Genomic DNA, 22,112 nt, shown 5'->3' on the forward strand with positions numbered 1-22,112 from the left:
AGCAGTTCAATTGAACTGCTTTTTTCTAAATAATTTATAATATTAATTTACAATTTTATCGTACAATTCTTTCCATTCTTTATTATTCTCAAAGTATGGTGCGCCTAAATTCAACATTTTTCTAGCACCATCCATTTGTCTGTCGTCTTTTAATGCATCTGCGGATTCATAAAGACCAGTCATTAAGATCTTTTTATCTGCATCTGTTAATTTTGATACGTTTAATTGATTAAGGAGTTTTTCACCATCTTGCCATTTTATATTGGCTGTAGTTCTATCTCCTCTTCGGTATCTTAAGGCAGCGTCAAGATAGTAAGCAGGAGCATAACTTCTTCCAAATTTATAGAATCTCATTCCCCAACCAAAAGCTCTTGGATATTGCTTTACGTCTAATTCATTTTGAGTCAATTCAAGTAGAGACATTTTCATTTCTTCAATAAAATTTTCAAACTTAGCTGATACGTCACCACTCTTATCTAACATAATCATTTTACCTATAGCATTGTACGCATCCTTGTATGCATTCTTATACTTTTCATCTCTATCTCCGATAAAAGATATTTTATAAAGGCCATAAGCAAGATAATAGTATGGTGTAGGATCATTTTTAGTGCTATTTGATAAGGTGTATTTTTCAGCCGTTTTGATTAGTTTATCCCAGTTTTTATCTGCTTTAATAATTACTAAATCATCATAGCTTCCTTGTGCAAAAGTCCAACTTGAAGCAAAGAAAATTAAGGTTAATGCGAATAATTTTTTCATGGTATTAAATTTTACAATTTAGTTATCATTTTCAATAATCGTGCCTAGATATTTTGGCTTATACGTTTATTTAAAAGATAAGTTATAAAATGTAAAACTAATAAATTTCTTAATTGATATGTTAAAAAATAATAATTATCCAAAACAAAAATCTAATTATTTGGTTTATAGGTATAAATAACGTAACTTGTCAAAGTTATTCAATTAAATTAAAATATATAATATGGGAAGACCTTCAACAAGACCCGCAAGATTAAGAGATGGATATTATATCGAAGTGAAAAACGAAGGGTCCAATTCTAGTGCTATCAAAATTAGAAGAGACACGAAAGAGGAAATGCTTTTAGCTATAGAGGAATACAAAAGAATTAAGGATGTGGTAGTACTTGGAGAGCTAAGAGATGATAAATGGATTAGTCAAAATTAAACTAAAAAATCTAATTTTTTTTAAATAAGAAAGGGGAATTTGTATTCCCCTTTTTTGTTACTATCCATATTTAATACCACAACATTGGCTGATAAAACTTATCATTTTCATCAAAGTTTTGCGTATAAATTTGAGGTTCTTGCTCGTAATTCGATTCTTGTATTAAGAAATATTCAACACCTCCTTTAGGTCCATATATTCTCAATAAACTACCTAAATCAGCTAAAGTGGTAATGCGCCAAACATCATCAGCATCTGAATTTCCTCCTCCAATTAAGTAGAATGCATTTTTTTGTCTGTTGTATCCATTCTCACTAACACTATACACTTTTAATTGTTGAGATGACTCATCAACACTAACATTTGGAATCTTATGTAACATATAAGATCCTAATTGTTCCAAGTGAGTAGGTTTCAAATCTACAGCATCAATTGTAACATCTTTAGACGAAGTACCATCTGTGAGTGATATTTTCATTTTGGTATTAGGTTTTATTTTTTCACATTCACCTAATGCTTCTTCAACAGATCTAACCTCAATATCATTTATTTTAGTAATACTCCATCCTATAAATGCTGTTAATTTATTTGCTGCATCTGAACCTTTCATAACGTTAGATAAAACAGGTAGTTGATCAATTTGCATGGAAGGATACCAACCATCTTCACTTTTACTTACTTTATAACGTTGTTTTAGCTCTATTCCTATATATGCACGTGCTAATTTCCCTTTTTCTATGATGTCATTTACTATACGTAGAGCTAAAGGAGATTCTAAAGCAAAATTAATTTGTTGCATTAAGAAAACAGTTCCATTTTTGGGAGCAAATGCTATTTGAGAATTAATACCAACTACCTGTCCTTCTTCGTTAACTAAAGGGCCTCCACTATTACCCCATGTAACTGTTGCGGTACTTTGTATAAATCCATATTTACCCGTAACACCATCTCTAAATCTGTTGATCGCACTAACAATCCCATCAGTTACTGTATAAGGATATTCCCCAAGAGGATTACCAATAGCATATACTTTTGATGCGATTTGAGGTAGTTTAGTTGCAAATTCGAGGATGTTAAATTCTTTTCCCGGAGTGTCTTTGAATTCTAGAACGGCTATATCGTAGAATGAATCTCCACCAAGAACTTTCACCTCATATTTTTTTCTATTATAAGAATATACATAGAGACTTCCAGACTCATCTGCAGCGTTTTCAACAACGTGGGCATTTGTAATAATGTATTTTTTTCCATTTTTTTGTATAATAAATCCTGAACCTGACCCTAATGCATCAGATAATTCAAGAGATTTATTATATGCTTCTTCAGTAATATCTCCTCGGAAGCCCATTAGAACTTTGCCTATGGGTTGAGCTTTCTCAACAGCAACTGTAACTACTGCACTAAGTGCGTATTCAATTTTATCTGAAACGGATACTGCAGTTTGTGCAAATAATGACGAATAGCCCATACATAATAAGGCTAGTGTTAGGAATTTATTTTTCATTGTCTTTTATTTTAAAGTGATAAATATAATGAATATTTTAAATTGTGTGATAGATATACAAAAGCTATACCTAAATTTCTATGTGAAAGTAAAATACAGATTATGATGTCAGCCCTTGAGAACCTTGGTTGCTCAGTGTCTATTTGTGAATTATTCTTATTTCTGACATCCTTACAAATTGAACCCAATCCATATATAGTAGAAATCATGGTTTTATTAATTTATTATAAATGCACAACAGGTTATCAAAGTATGTTTTGGCACAGTAATTGAAAATAAAAAAATGTAAGCATTATAGTTAGTTTTATAAAGAAAACTTTTATATTCGCTTACGTTTAACTAAATTAATAACAATCTTTAAATTATTTCTTATGAGAAAAGTAATGATGAATTTAGGATTGGTTGTAGCTTTAGTTGTTTTATCAGCTAGCCTAAGTTTCGGCCAAACCAAACAAGCACCTGTAAGCGTAACAGGAAAAAAAGTAGAAGCTACTAGAGGAGCTTCAAAGTATGAACGTCCTACAACAGACGTTGTTGCACCACAACCAGATAATAGCCGTGGTTCTTGTTGTTTAAATTTTGACAACTATACTGGTTATTATGTTGATGTATGGGTTGATGGTACATACAGAGGACGTGTATCTCCATACGATTATGATGGATTATGCGTAGGTGACGGTTATACTACTTGGTACGCTGAAACTGCTGGTGGTACATACTACTGGGAAGGTTCAGGAAACTGCTCAGGTACTTATACTTTAAACTTGAAGTAAGAATAATTGACTGCTGAATGAAATCTAAAAATCAACAGTCTTTTAAATTATTATGTAGAGATGCTTTTATAGCATCTCTACTCATTTTTGGTGTTTTATTTTTAGTTAAAACACTTATTCTTAGTATTAATTACCTTAATCCAATTACCAAATCTTTCGAAGATTTTGAATTCACAGATTTATACTATTCTAATCTGAGAGAGAAATCATTATTAGTTAATAAAGACATTGTTCTCGTAAATATTGGGCGAGAAAGTAGGCAGTCGATTGCCAAACAAATTGAAATATTAAATAAGTATCAACCTAAAGTAATTGGTTTAGATGCATTATTTACTGAATTGAAAGATTCTGCTACGGATGAATTTCTTACGAAAATGATTCATGATGCTACCAATATAGTTCTTATAAATGAACAATTTTATAATAATGATACTAAGGAATCTACTATCCTTTCTTCGCTTCCTTTATTTACTCATGGGATATCTCAAGGGTTTGCAAATTTTTTATCTAAGAAAGATCAAACGATTCGATTGGTTGCGCCAAGTATCACTCTTAACGGGAATGAATATGAATCTTTTAGCTCCGAAATTGTAAAGAAATATTCTCCACATGCTTATCAAGTACTTAAACAAAGAGGAAGAAAGGCTGAAATTATACATTACCAAAATGAAAATTTCATCAAGATAGATGTTGAAGATTTAAATCACAATCCTTATCTAGAAGATATTATTAGAGGTAAAATTGTATTGATGGGTTTTATGGGAGATTATTTAGGAGATCAGGATTTGGAAGATTTACACCTAACTCCTCTGAATAAAAGTTATGGAGGTCATGCTATTCCCGATAAATATGGAGTCGAAATTCATGCACATATTATTAGTATGATACTAAAAGAGAATTATATAAATCGGATACCTTCCTACGTTAATTTTCCATTGATTTTATTAATTACCTTTCTTCACATGCTCCTTTTTATATATGTAATGATTCGACATGAAAAGTGGAGCTCATTTATAACTAAATTGGTGAGAATTATATCATTTAGTTTGTTACTCCTTTTTTCTTTAATATTATTTTACTATTTTAGGATTAAAGTTGAACCTGCTTTCTTGCTGATAGTAGTAATTTTTTCTTTAGAAATTTTATCAATATATCGTTCAGTTATACTTTGGCTTGCTAATAAACTTAATTTTAGAACCTATTTTAATTAGTCATAATATGAAGAATAGAGTAAAATTATTGGTGATCAATCTTGTTTGGATGCTTTTTTCATTTTCTTCTTTAGCACAAGATTATTTTGTTTATCATTTTACAGGAAAAGTATATTTTGTTGATAACCTAAATGCAAAATCCATTGTGTTTTACAATTATCCTGTTGCACCCACAACTCGATTTATTTTGGAGCAAAATGCGGAATTAATTATTCGAGATAAATCATACAATTTGCTTATTATAAAAGAAAAAGGAGAATATACTGAAAAGGATGTGCGACAGATATATAATGATAGTAAAATAAAACAAAATTTTGCTTCTTCAGTGTATGAGTTTATTGTTGCTGAAACTGTCAATTCAACTGGTGATATAGAGAGATATGCAGAAAGAAATATGCAACAAAAGGGAGGTGTATCTAGAGGTTGTATCAATTTTGATGAGATTTATCCTTTAAATGGGCAAGTCATGGCAAATGATAATCTCTTATTTAAATGGAATAGTTTTGCATCTGATTCGCAATATGAATTTAAAATTTCCAACAGTAATGATTTGAATTCTGAAAGAATCTTATTTTCCCACATAACTAATGATACGCTTATTAGATATAGTGATTTATCCTCTGATATTATGCTTGTTAGACAGCCTATGTATTGGGGAGTTAATATAAAAGGACAGGCAGCTTGTCAACGAAAAGAATTTCAAATTATGGATTCTGAGAAATACAGTACTTTACGCATTTCTTTACAGGATAGTATTGATAAAGGAGCTTCCATAATAGATCAGCTTGTTGAATTGGCTGTGAAATATGAAGAAAATGGACTTATTCAAGAAGCGATCGATTGCTATGAATTCGCTTTTAAGTCTAGCGATAATTATGCATTCCTTACGTTGGCTTTATTAACCCAAGCACGACATAATTAATTTACATCCTCTCTATTACCTCTTTCAAAACAACAGCTTGATTGTGTTCCTCATCTTTTGCCCCATACGTAAGAGTAACTTGTTGCTTTTTTGCAATTGCATGAATCTTCTCTAATAGTTCTTTATTGCTCTTTAGTTCTTCGGAATATTTCTTCTTAAATTCAGCATACTTATCTACTTCATGGTTAAACCATTTACGGAGCGGGGTCGATGGTGCAATCTCTTTCATCCACTCTTCAATATTTGCTTTTTCTTTGGAAACGCCTCTTGGCCAAACACGGTCAACTAAGATTCGGTACCCATCTGTTGGTGAGCTTTCTTCGTAGATTCTTTTTATGGAAATATTTACTGATGCCATAATCTTTCTTTTTAAATAAAACAATCTAGAAAATGAAAGGTTTGTTGCTACTTCACCTTTTTCGTTGCTTTTTTCAACATCTTCATCACCTCTTCCTTATCTTGAGTAGTAGTGATTTCTAAATCGGAAGCTATTTTAAAAGCATCTCTCGCCTTCTCATATTTCTCCATTCGGTAATATAAGACTCCAGCATTATAATGTACATACCAAAAATCAGGATTTAATTGACGATACTCTTCGAGCATGTCTGTATTGATTACTGCTTCTTTATCCTTTAGCCATCTGGATATTTCTTTATCTAAAGTTCTGTATTTTTCATAGTTAGCATATTCTGATGAATATAAAAAAGAATCTGTTGGAATAGTTAAAGAATCTATATGGTGAGACTTATAATCCGTGTTTTTATTTCCAAATATTTCATTTAAATCATAGGCAGTAAAGGCACCCAAATTATATGGGCTAGTAGAAATCCAAATTTGTTTTTTTTCAGGTTTAAATACTACTCCATGGTGACAAATTAATTGGTTAATAGCTTTCTCATTTCCATAGCCAATTTTCTTACCTCCCAATCCATCTTTATCTCGTAAAATGGCTGCCATTTTTGTGGGAGTAATAGGACTGTTTTCATCTAACAACTCCTGCATACGTTCATAGCGATACATAGAATGATAAGTTTCAATACGTTTTTTGTTGCGTTTATCTTTTCTGTATGAGTCACTTTGGAAGTGATTCGAACAAATAATTTCTTCTCCGCTGACTTCATAAACACCAAAGTTTTTAGGTGAAACCTCGATAATAACTACTTTATTGTCTTTGGCACTACTTACCATCAATGCTTCAGAAACAAATACCTCACTTTTTTGTGCAATAGCAATAGCTTCTTCTGTAGTTGAAGCATGTTCTAAGATATTTCTTGCTAAGATGGAAATAGGTTCTTTAGCCGTCCATGGAATTTTAGATTTCCCGGCATTCATAGTAATGGTTAATCCTTCATAATTCATTCCAGATACTACTCCCATCATGCCAGGCCAAGTCACAGAAACAAAAGGAATTCCTTCTTTTGGATTTACAAATAAAACCACTTTGTTTTCTGCAAAACGGTCGCTTAGATAGAAATCAAGATTTCTGCCCAAAATGAGTTCTCCGTCAGCACTACGACTTCCCCAAAGTCCGGCTGAAGTACATTGAACCATAGAAAAATCGACTAAAGCATGTCCAATATCATGTGCTCCATGATAATATAAATTTCGTAGATAAGCAGGACCTATGTAATTATACTCAGAAGTCATATATTTGGCTAGTCCATACAGTTCTACCTGATATTCATTGGGGAAATATTTGTAAATCTTACGGTTGTACCATCCTAAAAACTTTAACAAACGCATTTGCTTCTTTTTATTGGGTACCAAATCATCAATTTTCTCTACAAAGGCATCTTCTTGATAGCGCATTAAAGAATCCATTAATGCTCCACCAATGATTCCTCGTTCCATGGCATCACCTTCAAGATAAAGTTCCCATTGTTGGAATCGATTCTTTAGAAGGTAATTGGAATGATAGGTAAATAAACTGTCATGAACTTTTTGTATCTCTGGTTTGAAATCTTCGCTAGTATAACCTGTGAAATCAGGATAGTGCTCAATTGTTTGTCGAACTTTGCAGCTTGTTATAATTCCAACAACAATGAATATGATTAAACCAAATTGTATATTATCCTTTAATTTCATTTTGAATACGTTGTATAAGCTTCTTTCTACCAATAATTTCAGCACAAGTTGCTACTGCTCCTATAGTTGTTCCTAAAATCCCATGCATATTAATACTTTGTCCTGTCAAATACAAATTTGAAATCTTCGAATTTGGATAAACGAAGGTTTTAAGCGGATTATCTGCATCTTTTGCAAAACCGTACATATTTCCATTTTTACTACCAATATAATCTCGGTAAGAAAGTGGAGTAGAGGCATATACTGATTGAATATGTGTACGAATTCGTGGGAATTTCTTTTCTATTTCAGCAATAATTTGCTCGATTTTCTCTTCTTTGAATGCTTGATATTCTGTTCCTCTGTCATTTTCATTGACAATGGTATTCATCGTTTCTTTCCATTTTTCAACTTCTTTGAAAGACATGTATGTTAAAATGGATAGATTATCAGCATATTCCCTGTTGCTTAAACTTGGTCCCATGGAGAGCATATACATCTCAGGCCATTTCCCTTGGCAGCTTGAAGCATCCCATACACTTTTTTTATCTCTAAAATGATAAATGTTGTAATTGAGATAAGGAAAACTCTCCGGTTTAAATTTGATATAAACGCTAAAAGAAGAAGGAGTAAGCTCTAATTCTTTTATACGATTAGTAAATGATTTTCTAAAATGACCTTTACCAACCAATTTAATGGTAGCATTTAAATCAATATTAGAGATGAATTGTTTAGCGTAGTAATTTACACCGTCAATCGTTGTAACTCCGATTGGTTTTTCTCCTTCATAAATAAATTGTTTTACTTCTTGACGTTTGAAAATTTCGCCATTGTATTTTCGAAGTTGTTTGACTAATAATTTGGAGATTTGACTACCTCCCAACATACAACGCCATGCACTTTGAATGTAAGAGTTAACCGTTAAAGCATGTACATAAATAGGAGTTGTATATGCATTTCCGGCATATAGCAGATTATTTCCAGCTAAGACACATTTTAAATCTTCATTATCAGTTATGGAATCTAAAAATTCTTTCACCGATTGCGAGAAATATTCCATATTATATCCTACCTCATTATCTGCATCTATTTTGACGATATCATATAAAGCAAAAGTGTTGCAAATTTCTTGAATCCGCTTTGAATAGTCGGTAAGTGCTCGTTTTTCGTCAGGAAAATATCGACTCAGTTCCTCCACAAACTTATCATATCCTTGAGCAATGGGGTAGGCAATTGGCTCTTCTCCAAAACTAATTTTATCGAAAGCATCAGCATCCATGGGAGCGATTTTAAGCTCTTCCATAATGCCTAAATATTTGAAATAGTTATAAAGGTTTTCTCCTTTACCTAAACTGCCGATGTAGTGAACACCTGTGTCGAAAATAGTCTTATCGCGTGAGAAAGTTTGTAAACAGCCTCCATATTGATTATTTTTCTCTAGTACACATACGCGATACCCTTCCTTGGCTAAAATAACAGCGGAAGTTAGACCTCCCATGCCACTGCCAATAATGATGATGTCGTAGTGCTGATTCAAGAGCTTTGTTTTAATATCGTATAATCTGAAGTCTGTTCTTCTATTTCGTACCCGAATGTAGTGAAAATATCCAAATATGGAAGTTCTCCTACTAAAACAATTCTATCAAAACGATGGCTGTTTAGCAGGTCTTCAAAAGGCTGGAAATCTTCTAGTTCCGAAGAAATTAGAAGTGTGTTAGTTTTATGCGCATCTAAGGAATCTATATAGTGTAATTTCCTTTTATGAACGAGATAACTTTGTTTTGCAATGTTTCTGAAATACTCATTTTCAATGTAAGTATATACTTTTCTTTTCTGTTGTTGAAGAGTTAGCATTAAATCCCACACACCTAAATCATTGCCTATTCTTAGGATTTCAGCTTGATCTCCAATTTTTGAATTTAGTTTATAATAAATTTCTTTATTTGCTTCAAACTCAGCCTTTCCTTGTTTTTCAATTTCAGGAAGCTTATATAAGAAATTGAGATATATTTTTTGTTTAAAATAGTCAACACCTTCTTTTTCAATTCGAATTTCATCAAATCGTTTGTGGAAGTCACGACTAATTTCTTTAGTAAGTTCTTTTAGATTTCTCTGTTCTGTGGTTTCATCGAAAGTAATTCTCTTTCCAATTTCCAAGTAATGTTCTCCATCAAAGATGATAAAATCTCCTTTTGGCAAGAGATTGGAATTTCCATGAATATAGAGAGGGATGATATCTATATGATGTATTTGAGCTAATAGAAACGCTCCTTTATGAAAACGAGCAATAGAACCAGTTAAAGAACGAGTACCCTCTGGGAAGACAGCTAAGAAGGAACCTTTTTTAATGATTTCGGCTAATTTTTCTTCATCTCCTTGGATTCCATTTTTAGTAGGGAAATAACCAGCGGCTTGAACAGCTTTTCCAAAAATAGGAGAGTGGTATACCCATTCATTCACCATGAAAATAAAAGGAACGGGCATAAAACCAAAGGACAATGTATCTAAGAACGAGGAGTGATTGGCAATTATAATAGCAGGCTTATCAAATTTCTCATTATAAGGGTTGTTTAATACATTTTTCACCCCGTAATTTGAGTACATGACAGACTTTGTCTGTTTGGCAATCACTCTTCTAAATATTTTTAACTTTTTAACTTTATTGTATGGTATAATTGGAAGAATAATCATTCCGAATAATGATGTCATTACACTGATAAAGCCAAAGTAGCCAAACGAAAGGATAGCTGATATTAGCAAACGAAGACTCACAGGAGATTTACCTTTCTCAGGACGTTTTTCTATAAAATATCTGAAGACTCTAGGGTATAACACAAAAGTAATAACCATAGCTGAAGTGATCCCAATTAAGGCTATAGCAGATACCGACTTTAATGCGGGATGTTTAGCAAATATGAGAACGCCAATAGCTAAAACGGTAGTTAAAACTGCTAAAATAATGGAAGTTCTGTAAGTGCTTAGTTCATCTTCACCTGTTGTATATCTCTTTTGTAAGGCGCTTGTCATGAAGATGCTAAAGTCAACACCTAATCCAATAACTAATGTTGTAACAATAGTACTAAAAACATTCAACTCAAAGTTTAAAAGATAAACAAGCGTAGTTGTGAAAAATCCAGTTAAAACGATGGGTGTCATAGCTAATAAGGCTAATTCTATTCTTCTAAAGTAAAACAGCATAATCAGTAAAACAGCAAAGAAAGAGTAATTCATCAGCATTACGAAATCGTCTTTGATTTGTCCTAAGAACTGTTCATTGAGATGTTTTCTGTCTATAGGAATCACGTTTTCTTTCTCTAAACTCTGGATTGTTTCCATACGATGTAAGCTATCTGTGGTAACAATTGAAGAAATCGTGTAAAACCCATCTTTTTCAGCATAAAATTCATCTAACTGAAGAATTTTAAGGCTTTGGTATTCTGCTAATGAAATAGGTGAAAATGCTTTATTTAATGTATGAGTTAGCCCATCGAATGCATTGCTGTTAAATCCTAGATTAACTGCATCTTGTTGTACATTTTGAATGGTTTGCTGTTTTAAAGAATCTGCCCAGAAGTCATTCCATTGCTGGATTTTTTTTAGTTGATCTTCCTTAGAGAGAACTATACTTCCAATAGATGTATAATCCTCAATGACACCTTTTTGTTTGAGTTCTGTTAGTTTCTTTTCTATTTGATGGTTTTCACTTAGAATAAATTCCTCATTCTCACCGAATACAGATAGGTAAATGCTTCTTCCTCCAATGCTCCCCAAACTTTCGAGCTGATTTTGGGCTTCTTGCATATCTTGTGGCACATAATTTAAATCTGCAATGTTATCATTGAACTTTACCTTTGAAAAGAAGAAAGGAGCAAGGATTAAAACAACTAGAATGATGGCTAGCAAAACTTTATTCTTTTCAAATTTATGTTGTGCGATTCGGTCAATAATCGTGGTTTTTTTGACTATTTTAGGAATGTATAAATGTGGAATAATGACTAAAGCTCCTAGTGCAGATCCCATAATACTAATTGCTGCAAAAACACCTAAATCTTGGAGTACATCCGAATTGACAAATTTTAAACATAGGAATGCAATAGCTGTAGTCATGCTACTTGCTAAAACTGGTTGTGTAATTCCTTTGTAAAGCTGCTTAATATCCGGATGTTGCCTAAAATGTGTAATAATATGCAAAGGATAATCGACTGTAATACCAATGAGAATAGCACCAATACTAACAGATATAGCTGAAATAGAATCATGAGTCAAATAGAGTGTGGCTAGTGCTACAGATACACCACATACTGCGGGTATAAAGAGTAGGATAGGGACATAAACCTGTTTATAAAAGAAGATGAGAATTAAAACGAGAATACTCAAAGAAATAAAAACAGTACTTGTAATATCGAATTTAATTTGGTCAGCATTAGCTTTTGCAATAAAGGGAGCCCCAAAGTAGGTGATATTTGCTACGGTATGAGAATCAGTGTTTATTTCAGATTGATATTGGAGTAGATGTTCAACAAATTCCTCATTTCTTTTGGTATCTGTTCCTGAAGCTTCTGGAGTAATAAATAATAGGAGAGTTGAAGTATCTGCAGAATACAAGAAGCCATCATGGATAATAAAGTCTTTTGAGACGCCGATAGCACGTAGATTATTTAATCCTTTAAACGCAAAACCTAGTGGATCTTGCAAGATGAAATCTCTAGCAACAATCCCTGTTGGTGAAATGAGCGTAGAGTAGTTCTGTTGCATACGTTGTTGTATGCTATCTTTATTTAGATCTAGAGATATAAGATTATAATCTTCTTCATTTAAAAATAAAGGGAGATGTTCATAAACAAATGAAAAGGTTTCTCCTATTTCTTCAGCACCTACGATTCCTTGTATGTCTTTGTAATAGATGGAATCCTGATTTAACTTGACGAGAAAATCTTGTGCAATTTCACCTAATTGATCCTTGTTTTCAGGAGAATTAGCCTTTATCATCACGGTGATTTTATCTGAAAAATTCAGTTGGCCAATTACTTTTGCTGTAACATCGTTGTTCTCATCTTTAGGTAAGATTTTAGTAATGTCTTCCTCGAAATTAATTTGAAAAGCCAGGTAAATACAAGAAGATACTAATAGGACAATGCCTGCAAAAAAGAGGATTCTGAAGCGTTTAACTTTAAAATATAGGTATGTAAAAAACTTATCCATTCTTTCTTTTCTGCATCAAGATTAAAACACCATAGCTAGTAAATCCAACGATAAAAGCCATTGCGGATGCTAAAATAATACTCCCGACAATATAATCCATCAAATTATTTCCCATATTAGAGAAATCCAAATAATCTTTCGTTACAAATTCATGTCCTAAGAACATACTTCCAATTTTCAACGATGCCAAAACAATCACAGGAATCATAGGGGGAATACTAATATTAGATGCTGCAAAAGCCAATAATTTATTGAGTCGTAATATTACTGCTAAACCAATAACAGCTAATGTTTGTAATCCCCAAATAGGAAGTATGCCGATAAAAACTCCTAATGCAAGTGATAATGCTTTTATTTTAGGGCTATCATTACTTCCTAGTACATCTTCTAGAATAAACTTCTTAAAGCTTTTTTTTTTAAAGCTGCGAAAGAAGTTTCTAGGTAAGATATAGATTAATGTAATACTTACTAAAACTGTATTTAAAATACTTATTCTCGTGAAATCTTTGAAAGGTCTAAAATGACTAACGCGGGTTTCCTTAGGCTCGTATTTAATTTGAATTGGAATGTTCTTTACTGGAATATCTTTCCAAGCTGAACGTACAATACTTTCTATTTCAAACTCAAATTTCCATGTCACCCATTTTTTAGGCATGATGGAAATGGGGTATATACGAAAACCAGATTGTGTATCTTGTAATTTAATTCCTGTCTCAAACCAGAACCAGAAATTAGAAAATTTATTTCCAAAACTGCTCTTATTAGGAATGCCATCTTGTTGCATGTTACGAGAGCCGATAAACAGGGCTTCTGGTTCTTTTTCAGATGCAGCAATAAGCAGTGGTATATCTTCTGGGAAATGTTGTCCATCAGAATCTATGGTAATAGCATGTGTGAACCCCATGGAAAGTGCTTTTTTAAAACCATTACGGAGTGCCATTCCTTTCCCTCGATTTTTATCATGATGGACTTGTGTGAGTTCTGTATATTCTTTTAGTATTTCTTTAGTAGAATCAGTAGCGCCATCTTCAACTATAATAACTTTAGAAGAAACAACCACTTTTAGAACACCATCAATAACCTGTTTGAGTGTTTTTTCATTGTTATAGGTAGGAATAATGATACAGTAATTAATAGGCGCACATTTTACATCTTCCATTTTGGTTATTTGCTTTGGTTGAGTTCTTCTTTGGTAAATATTTTTAAATCTCTAGCAGATTGATCTATATATGCTTTAAGACTATTGGAAACATTCTTATACTTGGCAATTATAAATTTTTTATCCTCTTCAATATTTTGTTTGTATTTTAAAAAGCTAGGAATTTGATTTTGAATAATTAATCTAACTAATCTTATTTCTACATCATTTGGACTGGCTTTTATAGCATCTTCTAAATGATCTCTTCCTACTTTAAATAGACTTATTTTTTTAGGAATATTCACACCATAATCAGCGAGCATGATTTCAGAAGCACCAAAATAGGCTAATTTAAGATTGGCATCAATCTTCACTTCCTTTTGCATGAGTTCATTAAAAACAATAGCGTTTTCTTCGTTTAATCGAGCATTTTTGAAGGAATTACGTACATCTTCAATATACTGTGCATTGACAAAAAAAGTCCCCAAAAAAAGAAAGGCTAAAAGTCTCATGTTATTCGATTACATAATTTAAGTCCATCTTTACTGCATCAGTCGTGCCAAAGTAGCTTGTGTTCTTCACTTTTATTTCTCCTCCTTCCAATTCATCAATAAGTAGATTCAATCTCAAGTATGAATTGATAGTAGGATCAATCAAAGCTGTAAACTTGATGTTTTTTGATACTTTTAACGAAATATTCTTATTAACTAAGGAAGATACTATTTCCTTCACTATTTGAAGCATGCATACCCCAGGAACTATAGGTTTCCCAGGGAAATGCCCTTCAAAAATGGAATGATTCCTATTCAATTGAATAAAGGCATCATACTCATTTTCACTTAGTTTATCTATTTTATCTATTGTATAAAAATCGTCTTTCAGCATAATTACATATCTAATGTGTAGGCTAGATTGCTAATGATTTTTTCATGTTTTGTTACAAATGGATTTTCATCATTCCATACATAACCAGCTAACACATCACAGATTTTGAGTTTCACATCGTCGTTTCCTGGTTGATGGAAGAATAGTTTTTGAAGATTTCCGTTGTACCATTCTTTTACATAGGTTGAAAAAACTTCATATCCTTTGTTCATGTAATCAACATATTCTGTTTGCCAATCAACATTTTCTCCTTTGTATTGTCTAGCGTACAATTGCGCAGCTAGTAATCCTGAAGTAGTTGCTAATGATACTCCAGAAGAGAATACAGGATCTAAGAAGCCAGAACTATTTCCAGTAAGTACAAACCCTTTGTCATACATTTTACTTACAGTACACGCATAGTTTTTAAGAATATTTGGTTGGAACAAGAATTCGTTATTGATAAATCTGTCTCTGAAGTGGTCGGAACGATTAATGATTTTGCGAAGAGCTTCCTCTCCGTTTCCCGTAGGAGATAATGCTTCTAGAATTTCTGTATTTCCAGCAACTCCAATTGAAGTTGTTCCATTAGAGAAAGGAATTACCCAGAACCAAACTTTTTGCTCAATGACTTCAAATGTAATTTGAGTTCCCTCCACGCCAGCAGGACGATTTATGTCTTTGGTGTGTGTAAAGATTGAAGAATTTCCAGTTAAATTAGAAGGCGCGTCTAAGTTTAATAAACGTGGTAAAACTCTACCGTAACCGCTTGAATCAATAACGAATTTTGCATGAATTTGCTTTTTATTTCCATCTTTATCTTCTACAGTAGTAATTGAGTCGCTACCATTAAACTCGATACCAACTACAGAAGTTTCAAACTCAATATCAACTCCTTGACGTTCCGCCTCATCAGTTAATAATTTATCAAATTCAGCTCTTGGAACTTGCCAGGTCCAGTCCCAGCCATCTCCAAATTTTTTATCAAAGTAAAAAGTACAGTTAACGCCATCTCTTAGAAAGCGAGAACATAATTTTTTTTCATAACCTGCTTTTTCTATAGCAGGTATAAAGCCAACAGCATCTAGATTATCCATAACTCTTGGTATCAAACTTTCCCCAATAACAAAGCGAGGGAATTTAGTTCTTTCAACCACTTTTACCTTGATTCCTTGTTGGTTAAGATATGCTGAAGATACGGCTCCAGAAGGACCTGCACCAATCACTAATACATCAACGTTTTCTATTTTCATAATAGTTAGATTTAATTAAAAAATATATATCTTTGCACCGTTTTATAGGCACTAGATTTAAAAAAACAAATATATTTAAATGATTGAATTAAACAAATACCTTACTGCTAAAGATTTCCACACAATCGTACATAATAATGAAATTTTAGCTATTCATACCGACTTAAAAACCAAGTTAAATAATAGTCACAATTTTTTTAAGAATTTTTCCAAAAACAAAGTAATCTATGGTGTAAATACAGGATTTGGGCCTATGGCTCAATATCGTGTTTCTGAGGAGGACCAAAAGCAGTTGCAATATAACTTAATCCGTAGTCACGCTGCTGGCTCAGGTAAGGTTATGCCTGTTCCATTTATCAGAGCAGCTATGGTAGCACGTTTAAATTCAATTTGTCAAGCAAAATCTGGCGTGCACGCAAGTGTAATTGAAGTCTTAACGACGTTGATTAATAAAGAAGTTTACCCAATCATTTTTGAACATGGGGGGGTAGGAGCTAGTGGAGATTTAGTACAATTAGCTCATTTAGCTTTAGGTCTAATCGGTGAAGGTGAGGTGATTTACAAAGGAGAACGAAGAAACACTTCAGAAGTTTTTAAAGAGTTAGGAATTCAGCCTATTGAGATTTCGGTAAGAGAAGGTTTATCATTGATTAACGGAACTTCTGCTATGACAGGAATAGGGTTGATTAATTTTGAAAAATCTAATAAACTTCTACATTGGTCTATTGCTGCATCAGCATTAATTAATGAGTTAGTTGAGGCTTATGACGACCATATCTCAGTAGAATTAAATGAAGTAAAATTACATGATGGACAAATGCACGTAGCTTCTTTGATGAGAGATCAAATCAAAGGAACTAAGTTGATGAAGAACCGTGCTGAGATACTTTATTCAGGTGAAAATGATGAGCAAATTTTCAAAGAGAAAGTGCAAGAATATTATTCAATTCGTTGTATCCCTCAAATTTTGGGTCCTGTTTATGACACCATCCAAAATGTGGGACGTGTGCTAGAGAATGAATTAAACTCGGCAAATGATAATCCAATTATTGATTATGAAAGAGAAATGGTGTTCCATGGAGGTAATTTCCACGGAGATTATGTTTCTTTAGAAATGGATAAGCTGAAATTAGTGGTGACACGTATTTCTATGTTGGCAGAAAGACAGTTAAATTATTTGTTAAATGCGAAAATCAACGAAATACTACCTCCATTTGCTAACAGAGGGGTTTTAGGACTGAATTACGGTGTTCAGGGGGCGCAATTTACAGCAACTTCTACAACTGCTGAAAATCAAATGCTATCTAATTCGATGTATGTGCATTCTATTTCATGTAATAATGACAACCAAGATATTGTGAGTATGGGCTCAAATGCTGCTCAAATCACACATAAAGTAATAGAGAATGCATTTGAAGTAATGGCTATTGAGTTAATCACCATTTATCAAGCAATTAAATTCACAAATAAAATTGAAAAACTTTCTCCTAAAAGTCAAGAAATTATTGCTACTTTAGGGGAGGTTATTCCTGATATAATTGAAGATAATCCTGTTTATCCATATATTCAGAGAACCAAAGATTTTTTAATGAAATAGTTTTCTATTATTTTAAAAGTAAATAAAGATTACGTATGAAATATGCACTAATTACCGGAGGATCAAGAGGGATAGGGAAGGCTGTTTGTGAAGCATTGGCTAAAAATTCGGAGTACAACATTCTGATTAATTATGTTTCCAATAAGGCAGCGGCAGAAGAGACTCAGAAGATTGTTGAAGGATATGGAAAAAAGGCTGAAATTCTCTCTTTTAATGTTTCCAATAAAGAAGAAGTTGATAAGGTGCTAACAGATTGGCAGGATAGAAATCCGGATGCATGGATTGAAGTATTGGTCAATAATGCCAGTATTACCAGAGATGGTCTTTTTATGTGGATGGAACAAAACGACTGGAAAGATGTTATAGATACTAGTTTAAATGGTTTTTATAACGTAACCCGATTTGTAATACAGAAAATGCTACGTAAACGCTATGGTAGAATTGTCAATATGGTATCTGTTTCAGGAGTGAAAGGAACTCCTGGACAAACGAATTACTCTGCTGCTAAAGGAGCTATTGTGGCAGCTACTAAGGCGTTGGCACAAGAGGTTGGTAAAAGAAATATTACAGTGAATGCAGTTGCCCCTGGATTTATAAATACAGATATGACTGCAGAATTGGATCAAGGACAATTAATTCAGTTAATCCCTGTAAACAGATTTGGTGAACCCGAAGAAGTGGCTGATTTAGTAGAATTTTTGGTATCAAAAAAAGCCTCTTACATTACGGGAGAAACAATTAATATTAATGGAGGTATCTATTCATAAAAATGGAAAATAGAGTAGTTATAACAGGAATGGGTATTTGGTCTTGCTTAGGAAATAATCTTGAGGAAGTAAAACAATCTTTATTCGAAGGGAAGTCAGGAATTGTTTTCGAGCAAATACGAAAGGATTATGGATACCAGTCTGCATTAACAGGAAAATTAGATAAGCCTGAATTAAAGGATTTATTGAGTAGAAGACAGCGTATTAGCATGGGAGAGGAGAGTGAATATGCATATATGGCAACGATAGAAGCTCTAAAAAATGCTAAAATAGACCAAGATTATATAGACCAGAATGAAGTAGGTATCATTTATGGGAATGACAGTGTTGCACAGTCCACCTATGAGGCTATTGATATCATGCTAAAAAGAAAAGATACAGCGTTAATTGGTTCAGGTGCTATTTTTAAATCGATGAATTCCACCGTAACAATGAATCTATCTACTATTTTTAGATTACGTGGGATAAATCTTACGGCTAGCGCTGCTTGTGCAAGTGGCTCCCATTCCATAGGCTTAGCATATTTAATGATTAAGAATGGTTTGCAAGATGTCGTGATAGCTGGAGGTGCTCAAGAGGTGAATTTCTACGGCATGTGTAGTTTTGACGCCTTAGGAGTCTTTGCTAAAGAAGAAGATACCCCAACTATGGCGCTTAAGCCTTTTGATGCTAACAGAAGTGGTCTCGTTCCGAGTGGTGGAGCAGCTACGCTTATTATTGAAAGTTTAGAATCAGCTAAAAGACGAGGAGCTCCTATTATTGCAGAGGTACTAGGTTATGGTTTTTCTTCGAATGGAGGACATATTTCTACTCCTAATACAGTCGGACCAGCAACAGCTATGCAAAGAGCCTTAAAACAATCAGGACTTTCAGCAGAAGAAATAAAGTATATTAATGCACATGCTACTTCCACTCCTGTAGGGGATGCGAATGAAGCATCTGCTATATTTGATGTTTTTGGAGATAAGCCTTATGTGAGTTCTACAAAATCGATGACAGGGCATGAATGCTGGATGGCAGGAGCCAGTGAGATCATTTATTCCACTTTGATGATGCAGAATAACTTTATGGCACCAAATATCAATTTTGAGAAAGGGGATGAGGTTACAAGTAAAATTAATGTGATTCCTAAAAGAGTGGACGAAAAATTTGATGTATATTTGTCCAATTCCTTCGGTTTTGGAGGAACAAATTCAGCCTTAGTAATAAAAAAATACGATTAGAATATGACCATGAATGAAATTATACAAAAATTAAACAATGTTTTGGTTGATGAATTTGAAATTGATGCAGATACAATAACACCTAATGCAAATCTTCGAGACACCTTAGATTTAGATAGTCTAGATTATGTTGATCTGGTGGTGGCAATTGAATCTGTAAGTGGAGTAAAATTAGGAGAGGCGGATTTCAAACAAATTACAACCTTTCAAGACTTTTACAACATAATTGAAAATAAATTAGCCTAAATTAATTTCTAACCATGTCTGAGTCTGAATGGGACGGTTCTTCAAAAGGAAGTCTATTAGGATATAGAATATTTGTTTTTTGTATCCGCACTTTTGGATTAAGGAGTTCTTATCTTTTACTTTATTTTGTAGCTTTTTATTACTTCTTATTTTCTTGGAAAAGTAGCAAGAGTATCTATAGTTATTTTCGTAAACGCCAAAATTATTCTTCTCTAAAATCATTCTTTTCTATCTATAAAAGTTATTACATCTTCGGACAAACTTTAATTGATCGCTTGATGGTCTCATCTGGTAATAGGAATAGATTTACCTATGAGTTTGATGGGATAGAAAACATTAAAAATGCAATGAAAAAAGGGGGTGGGGCTATTTTAATTAGTGCTCATGTAGGGAATTTCGAACTTTCCGAGTATTTTTTTGATGATTTAGGAGAGGATATTGTATCAAATATTGTCACAACAGACAGGGAAAAAGAGCAAATCAAGCATTTCTTAGAAAAATTATCTTTAAAATCTCGCCTTAAATTTATCCTGATTAAGGATGATATGTCACACATCTACGATTTAAATGCAGCTTTAAGTAATAATGAATTGGTGTGTATAACGGGAGATAGGTATCTACCGGGAAGTAAACATTTAGAAGAAACTTTTCTGGGTGAACCTGCTTATTTCCCTGCTGGACCTTTCCTCTTAAGTTCACGGATGAAAGTACCTGTTCTATTTGTTTATGTCATGAAAGAGGGGACCTCTCATTATCATTTGTATGCAAGAGAAGCTCAAGATTTTCATAGAGATGAAAAGGCTCTATTGAAATCTTATGTGTCAAGCGTGGCTAATATGTTGGATAAATATCCATATCAATGGTTTAATTATTTTAACTTTTGGAAAAAATAAATTCCTAACTTTGGGAGGTATTTTATTTTTACTACTACATTCTAAATTTTAATTATTATGAAAAAGTTTCTATTGTTTTGTTTGTCTTTTACTCTATTGAGTATGGTTTCTTATAGTCAAGAACTAGCTTTAGTTAAAGAAAAGGACCTTTTTGGATATATCAATAAATCGGGTGAAGAAGTTATTAAACCTAAATTTGCTAAAGCAGAAAGCTTTTCAGATGGTTATGCTGCAGCAATGACTTCTGACAAGAAGTGGGGATATATAGATGTGAAAGGAGAGTGGGTTATCCAGCCTGAATATCAAAAAGCAAAAAAATTCAATTCAGGTTGGGCACTTGTCTTTGATGGTGTAAAATGGTCGTATGTTAATTCTAAAAATGAAAAATTAAAAGTTCCTTCTGCTGATAAGTATTTTGACTTTCAAGAAAATGGAATTGCTATTATTACAACTGTAGATAAGAAAGTAGGACTAATTGATAGATCTGGAAAATATATTTTGGAACCTCAATATGAAGTAATTAAACCATTTTCTAACGGAAGAGCTCGTTATAAAGATGGGGCAAAATGGGGAATGATTGATACAAAAGGTAAAGTAGTTATCAAGGCAGAATATGATGAAATAGGAGATTATAACAAGAATGGTTATTGGGCGAAAAAGGGTGCTTCTTTTGGCTTGTTTATGAATGATGATTTCAAATTGCTTGAAGGAATCGAAAAAATCTGGGATTTTACAGGACAATCAACGATTACTTATGCAAAGAGTAATGGGAAAATTGGTTTTATTGACAATAAAGGTAAGTGGGTGATAGAACCCACATACGATAAAGTCAAAGCATTTAATGCTGGTATGGCACCAGTTTATAAATCTAAAAAATGGGGTTATGTAAATGATAAAGGAGAGTTGGTGATTGAATTGAAATATGCTGATGCGGAAATATTTGGAGATAATGGTTTAGCTCCTGTGAAAGAATCTAAATCATGGGGTTTTGTTGATAAAACGGGGAAGGTTGTAATTCCTTTTCAGTATGAAATAACCTTTGGTTTCTCTGGATTGTTCTCTAACGGTTTTAACAAAGGATTTATCGATGGTCTAGCTCGTGTATCTTCTAAAAAGAATATGGGATTTATTAATGAAAAAGATGAAGTCATAGGTAAATGGTATCAACATGTTGAATTGTTTTCAAAATAAAAATGAAATAAATCCCTATTCTTCAATTTAAACTGCATTACAAAGAATACCTGAAAAATATCAGGTTTTTAAATA

The 22,112-nt window shown here is 32.9% G+C and carries 20 protein-coding genes; 10 read left to right on the top strand and 10 right to left on the bottom strand.

Annotated elements, in window-relative coordinates:
- Positions 1 to 42 precede the first annotated feature (42 nt).
- A complete protein-coding gene (locus tag M9897_07110) occupies positions 43 to 762 on the bottom strand; it encodes a hypothetical protein (protein MCO5268645.1) in 720 nt (239 codons plus the stop codon).
- 223 nt (positions 763 to 985) lie between these two features.
- On the opposite strand from M9897_07110, the gene M9897_07115 reads away from it, so the two are divergent.
- Positions 986 to 1,189, top strand: coding sequence for a hypothetical protein (locus tag M9897_07115; protein ID MCO5268646.1), 204 nt, complete (start codon positions 986 to 988; stop codon positions 1,187 to 1,189).
- A 70-nt stretch (positions 1,190 to 1,259) separates the two neighbouring features.
- Here the strand turns inward: M9897_07115 and M9897_07120 are convergent, their stop codons facing one another.
- Complete coding sequence (locus M9897_07120) at positions 1,260 to 2,693, bottom strand: S1C family serine protease (protein ID MCO5268647.1); 1,434 nt, start codon at positions 2,691 to 2,693, stop codon at positions 1,260 to 1,262.
- A gap of 371 nt (positions 2,694 to 3,064) precedes the next feature.
- On the opposite strand from M9897_07120, the gene M9897_07125 reads away from it, so the two are divergent.
- Genes M9897_07125 through M9897_07135 form a run of 3 tightly spaced genes read left to right on the top strand, consistent with a single transcriptional unit; the run spans position 3,065 to position 5,599 of the window.
- The gene (locus M9897_07125) at positions 3,065 to 3,466 is read left to right on the top strand and encodes a hypothetical protein (GenBank protein ID MCO5268648.1); all 402 of its coding nucleotides are present in this window, start codon (positions 3,065 to 3,067) and stop codon (positions 3,464 to 3,466) included.
- Positions 3,467 to 3,483: 17 nt separating this feature from the next.
- Entirely contained in the window at positions 3,484 to 4,677 is a 1,194-nt protein-coding gene (locus M9897_07130) for a CHASE2 domain-containing protein (protein MCO5268649.1), read from the top strand.
- Between the two features lie 7 nt (positions 4,678 to 4,684).
- Positions 4,685 to 5,599 carry a hypothetical protein gene (locus M9897_07135; GenBank protein MCO5268650.1) on the top strand — a complete coding sequence of 305 codons (915 nt, stop codon included), beginning with the start codon at positions 4,685 to 4,687 and terminating at the stop codon, positions 5,597 to 5,599.
- 1 nt (position 5,600) lies between these two features.
- On the opposite strand, the gene M9897_07140 is transcribed toward M9897_07135, so the two are convergent.
- Genes M9897_07140 through M9897_07175 form a run of 8 tightly spaced genes read right to left on the bottom strand, consistent with a single transcriptional unit; the run spans position 5,601 to position 16,120 of the window.
- Positions 5,601 to 5,957 carry a DUF488 domain-containing protein gene (locus M9897_07140; GenBank protein MCO5268651.1) on the bottom strand — a complete coding sequence of 119 codons (357 nt, stop codon included), beginning with the start codon at positions 5,955 to 5,957 and terminating at the stop codon, positions 5,601 to 5,603.
- Between the two features lie 47 nt (positions 5,958 to 6,004).
- Positions 6,005 to 7,684: a C45 family peptidase gene (locus tag M9897_07145; protein MCO5268652.1), complete on the bottom strand. Its 1,680-nt coding sequence runs from the start codon at positions 7,682 to 7,684 to the stop codon at positions 6,005 to 6,007.
- Positions 7,668 to 9,200, bottom strand: coding sequence for an FAD-dependent oxidoreductase (locus M9897_07150; GenBank protein ID MCO5268653.1), 1,533 nt, complete (start codon positions 9,198 to 9,200; stop codon positions 7,668 to 7,670). The genes M9897_07145 and M9897_07150 overlap by 17 nt, the downstream gene beginning before the upstream one ends.
- Positions 9,197 to 12,865 (bottom strand): MMPL family transporter, encoded by a 3,669-nt coding sequence (locus M9897_07155; protein MCO5268654.1) that lies wholly within the window; start codon positions 12,863 to 12,865, stop codon positions 9,197 to 9,199. Before M9897_07155 ends, M9897_07150 begins: the two co-directional genes overlap by 4 nt.
- Positions 12,858 to 14,024 carry a DUF2062 domain-containing protein gene (locus tag M9897_07160; protein MCO5268655.1) on the bottom strand — a complete coding sequence of 389 codons (1,167 nt, stop codon included), beginning with the start codon at positions 14,022 to 14,024 and terminating at the stop codon, positions 12,858 to 12,860. Before M9897_07160 ends, M9897_07155 begins: the two co-directional genes overlap by 8 nt.
- A 5-nt stretch (positions 14,025 to 14,029) precedes the next feature.
- Positions 14,030 to 14,515 carry a hypothetical protein gene (locus M9897_07165; GenBank protein ID MCO5268656.1) on the bottom strand — a complete coding sequence of 162 codons (486 nt, stop codon included), beginning with the start codon at positions 14,513 to 14,515 and terminating at the stop codon, positions 14,030 to 14,032.
- A gap of 1 nt (position 14,516) precedes the next feature.
- Positions 14,517 to 14,888: a 3-hydroxyacyl-ACP dehydratase gene (locus tag M9897_07170; protein MCO5268657.1), complete on the bottom strand. Its 372-nt coding sequence runs from the start codon at positions 14,886 to 14,888 to the stop codon at positions 14,517 to 14,519.
- Between the two features lie 2 nt (positions 14,889 to 14,890).
- Positions 14,891 to 16,120 (bottom strand): tryptophan 7-halogenase, encoded by a 1,230-nt coding sequence (locus M9897_07175; GenBank protein ID MCO5268658.1) that lies wholly within the window; start codon positions 16,118 to 16,120, stop codon positions 14,891 to 14,893.
- Positions 16,121 to 16,199: 79 nt separating this feature from the next.
- Here M9897_07175 and M9897_07180 point away from each other — a divergent pair, with 79 nt between their 5' ends.
- The 6 genes from M9897_07180 to M9897_07205 are packed head-to-tail and all read left to right on the top strand — an operon-like array spanning position 16,200 to position 22,037.
- Positions 16,200 to 17,717 (top strand): aromatic amino acid ammonia-lyase, encoded by a 1,518-nt coding sequence (locus M9897_07180; GenBank protein ID MCO5268659.1) that lies wholly within the window; start codon positions 16,200 to 16,202, stop codon positions 17,715 to 17,717.
- 35 nt (positions 17,718 to 17,752) lie between these two features.
- Complete coding sequence (fabG, locus tag M9897_07185; protein MCO5268660.1) at positions 17,753 to 18,484, top strand: 3-oxoacyl-ACP reductase FabG; 732 nt, start codon at positions 17,753 to 17,755, stop codon at positions 18,482 to 18,484.
- A 2-nt stretch (positions 18,485 to 18,486) separates the two neighbouring features.
- Entirely contained in the window at positions 18,487 to 19,707 is a 1,221-nt protein-coding gene (locus M9897_07190) for a beta-ketoacyl-[acyl-carrier-protein] synthase family protein (GenBank protein ID MCO5268661.1), read from the top strand.
- Positions 19,708 to 19,710: 3 nt separating this feature from the next.
- A complete protein-coding gene (locus tag M9897_07195; GenBank protein MCO5268662.1) occupies positions 19,711 to 19,953 on the top strand; it encodes an acyl carrier protein in 243 nt (80 codons plus the stop codon).
- 14 nt (positions 19,954 to 19,967) lie between these two features.
- Complete coding sequence (locus M9897_07200; GenBank protein MCO5268663.1) at positions 19,968 to 20,846, top strand: lipid A biosynthesis acyltransferase; 879 nt, start codon at positions 19,968 to 19,970, stop codon at positions 20,844 to 20,846.
- Between the two features lie 57 nt (positions 20,847 to 20,903).
- A complete protein-coding gene (locus M9897_07205; protein ID MCO5268664.1) occupies positions 20,904 to 22,037 on the top strand; it encodes a WG repeat-containing protein in 1,134 nt (377 codons plus the stop codon).
- Positions 22,038 to 22,112 lie beyond the last annotated feature (75 nt).

It is taken from the genome of Brumimicrobium sp. (genome assembly GCA_023957385.1).
Lineage (GTDB): Bacteria > Bacteroidota > Bacteroidia > Flavobacteriales_D > Crocinitomicaceae > Brumimicrobium.

Excerpts from the sequence above, each read along its gene's own strand:
- M9897_07110 (MCO5268645.1), bottom strand. The coding sequence starts at position 762 with ATGAAAAAATTATTCGCATTAACCTTAATTTTCTTTGCTTCAAGTTGG.
- M9897_07115 (MCO5268646.1), top strand. The coding sequence starts at position 986 with ATGGGAAGACCTTCAACAAGACCCGCAAGATTAAGAGATGGATATTAT.
- M9897_07120 (MCO5268647.1), bottom strand. The coding sequence starts at position 2,693 with ATGAAAAATAAATTCCTAACACTAGCCTTATTATGTATGGGCTATTCG.
- M9897_07125 (MCO5268648.1), top strand. The coding sequence starts at position 3,065 with ATGAGAAAAGTAATGATGAATTTAGGATTGGTTGTAGCTTTAGTTGTT.
- M9897_07130 (MCO5268649.1), top strand. The coding sequence starts at position 3,484 with ATGAAATCTAAAAATCAACAGTCTTTTAAATTATTATGTAGAGATGCT.
- M9897_07135 (MCO5268650.1), top strand. The coding sequence starts at position 4,685 with ATGAAGAATAGAGTAAAATTATTGGTGATCAATCTTGTTTGGATGCTT.
- M9897_07140 (MCO5268651.1), bottom strand. The coding sequence starts at position 5,957 with ATGGCATCAGTAAATATTTCCATAAAAAGAATCTACGAAGAAAGCTCA.
- M9897_07145 (MCO5268652.1), bottom strand. The coding sequence starts at position 7,684 with ATGAAATTAAAGGATAATATACAATTTGGTTTAATCATATTCATTGTT.
- M9897_07155 (MCO5268654.1), bottom strand. The coding sequence starts at position 12,865 with ATGGATAAGTTTTTTACATACCTATATTTTAAAGTTAAACGCTTCAGA.
- M9897_07160 (MCO5268655.1), bottom strand. The coding sequence starts at position 14,024 with ATGGAAGATGTAAAATGTGCGCCTATTAATTACTGTATCATTATTCCT.
- M9897_07165 (MCO5268656.1), bottom strand. The coding sequence starts at position 14,515 with ATGAGACTTTTAGCCTTTCTTTTTTTGGGGACTTTTTTTGTCAATGCA.
- M9897_07170 (MCO5268657.1), bottom strand. The coding sequence starts at position 14,888 with ATGCTGAAAGACGATTTTTATACAATAGATAAAATAGATAAACTAAGT.
- M9897_07175 (MCO5268658.1), bottom strand. The coding sequence starts at position 16,120 with ATGAAAATAGAAAACGTTGATGTATTAGTGATTGGTGCAGGTCCTTCT.
- M9897_07180 (MCO5268659.1), top strand. The coding sequence starts at position 16,200 with ATGATTGAATTAAACAAATACCTTACTGCTAAAGATTTCCACACAATC.
- fabG (MCO5268660.1), top strand. The coding sequence starts at position 17,753 with ATGAAATATGCACTAATTACCGGAGGATCAAGAGGGATAGGGAAGGCT.
- M9897_07190 (MCO5268661.1), top strand. The coding sequence starts at position 18,487 with ATGGAAAATAGAGTAGTTATAACAGGAATGGGTATTTGGTCTTGCTTA.
- M9897_07195 (MCO5268662.1), top strand. The coding sequence starts at position 19,711 with ATGACCATGAATGAAATTATACAAAAATTAAACAATGTTTTGGTTGAT.
- M9897_07200 (MCO5268663.1), top strand. The coding sequence starts at position 19,968 with ATGTCTGAGTCTGAATGGGACGGTTCTTCAAAAGGAAGTCTATTAGGA.
- M9897_07205 (MCO5268664.1), top strand. The coding sequence starts at position 20,904 with ATGAAAAAGTTTCTATTGTTTTGTTTGTCTTTTACTCTATTGAGTATG.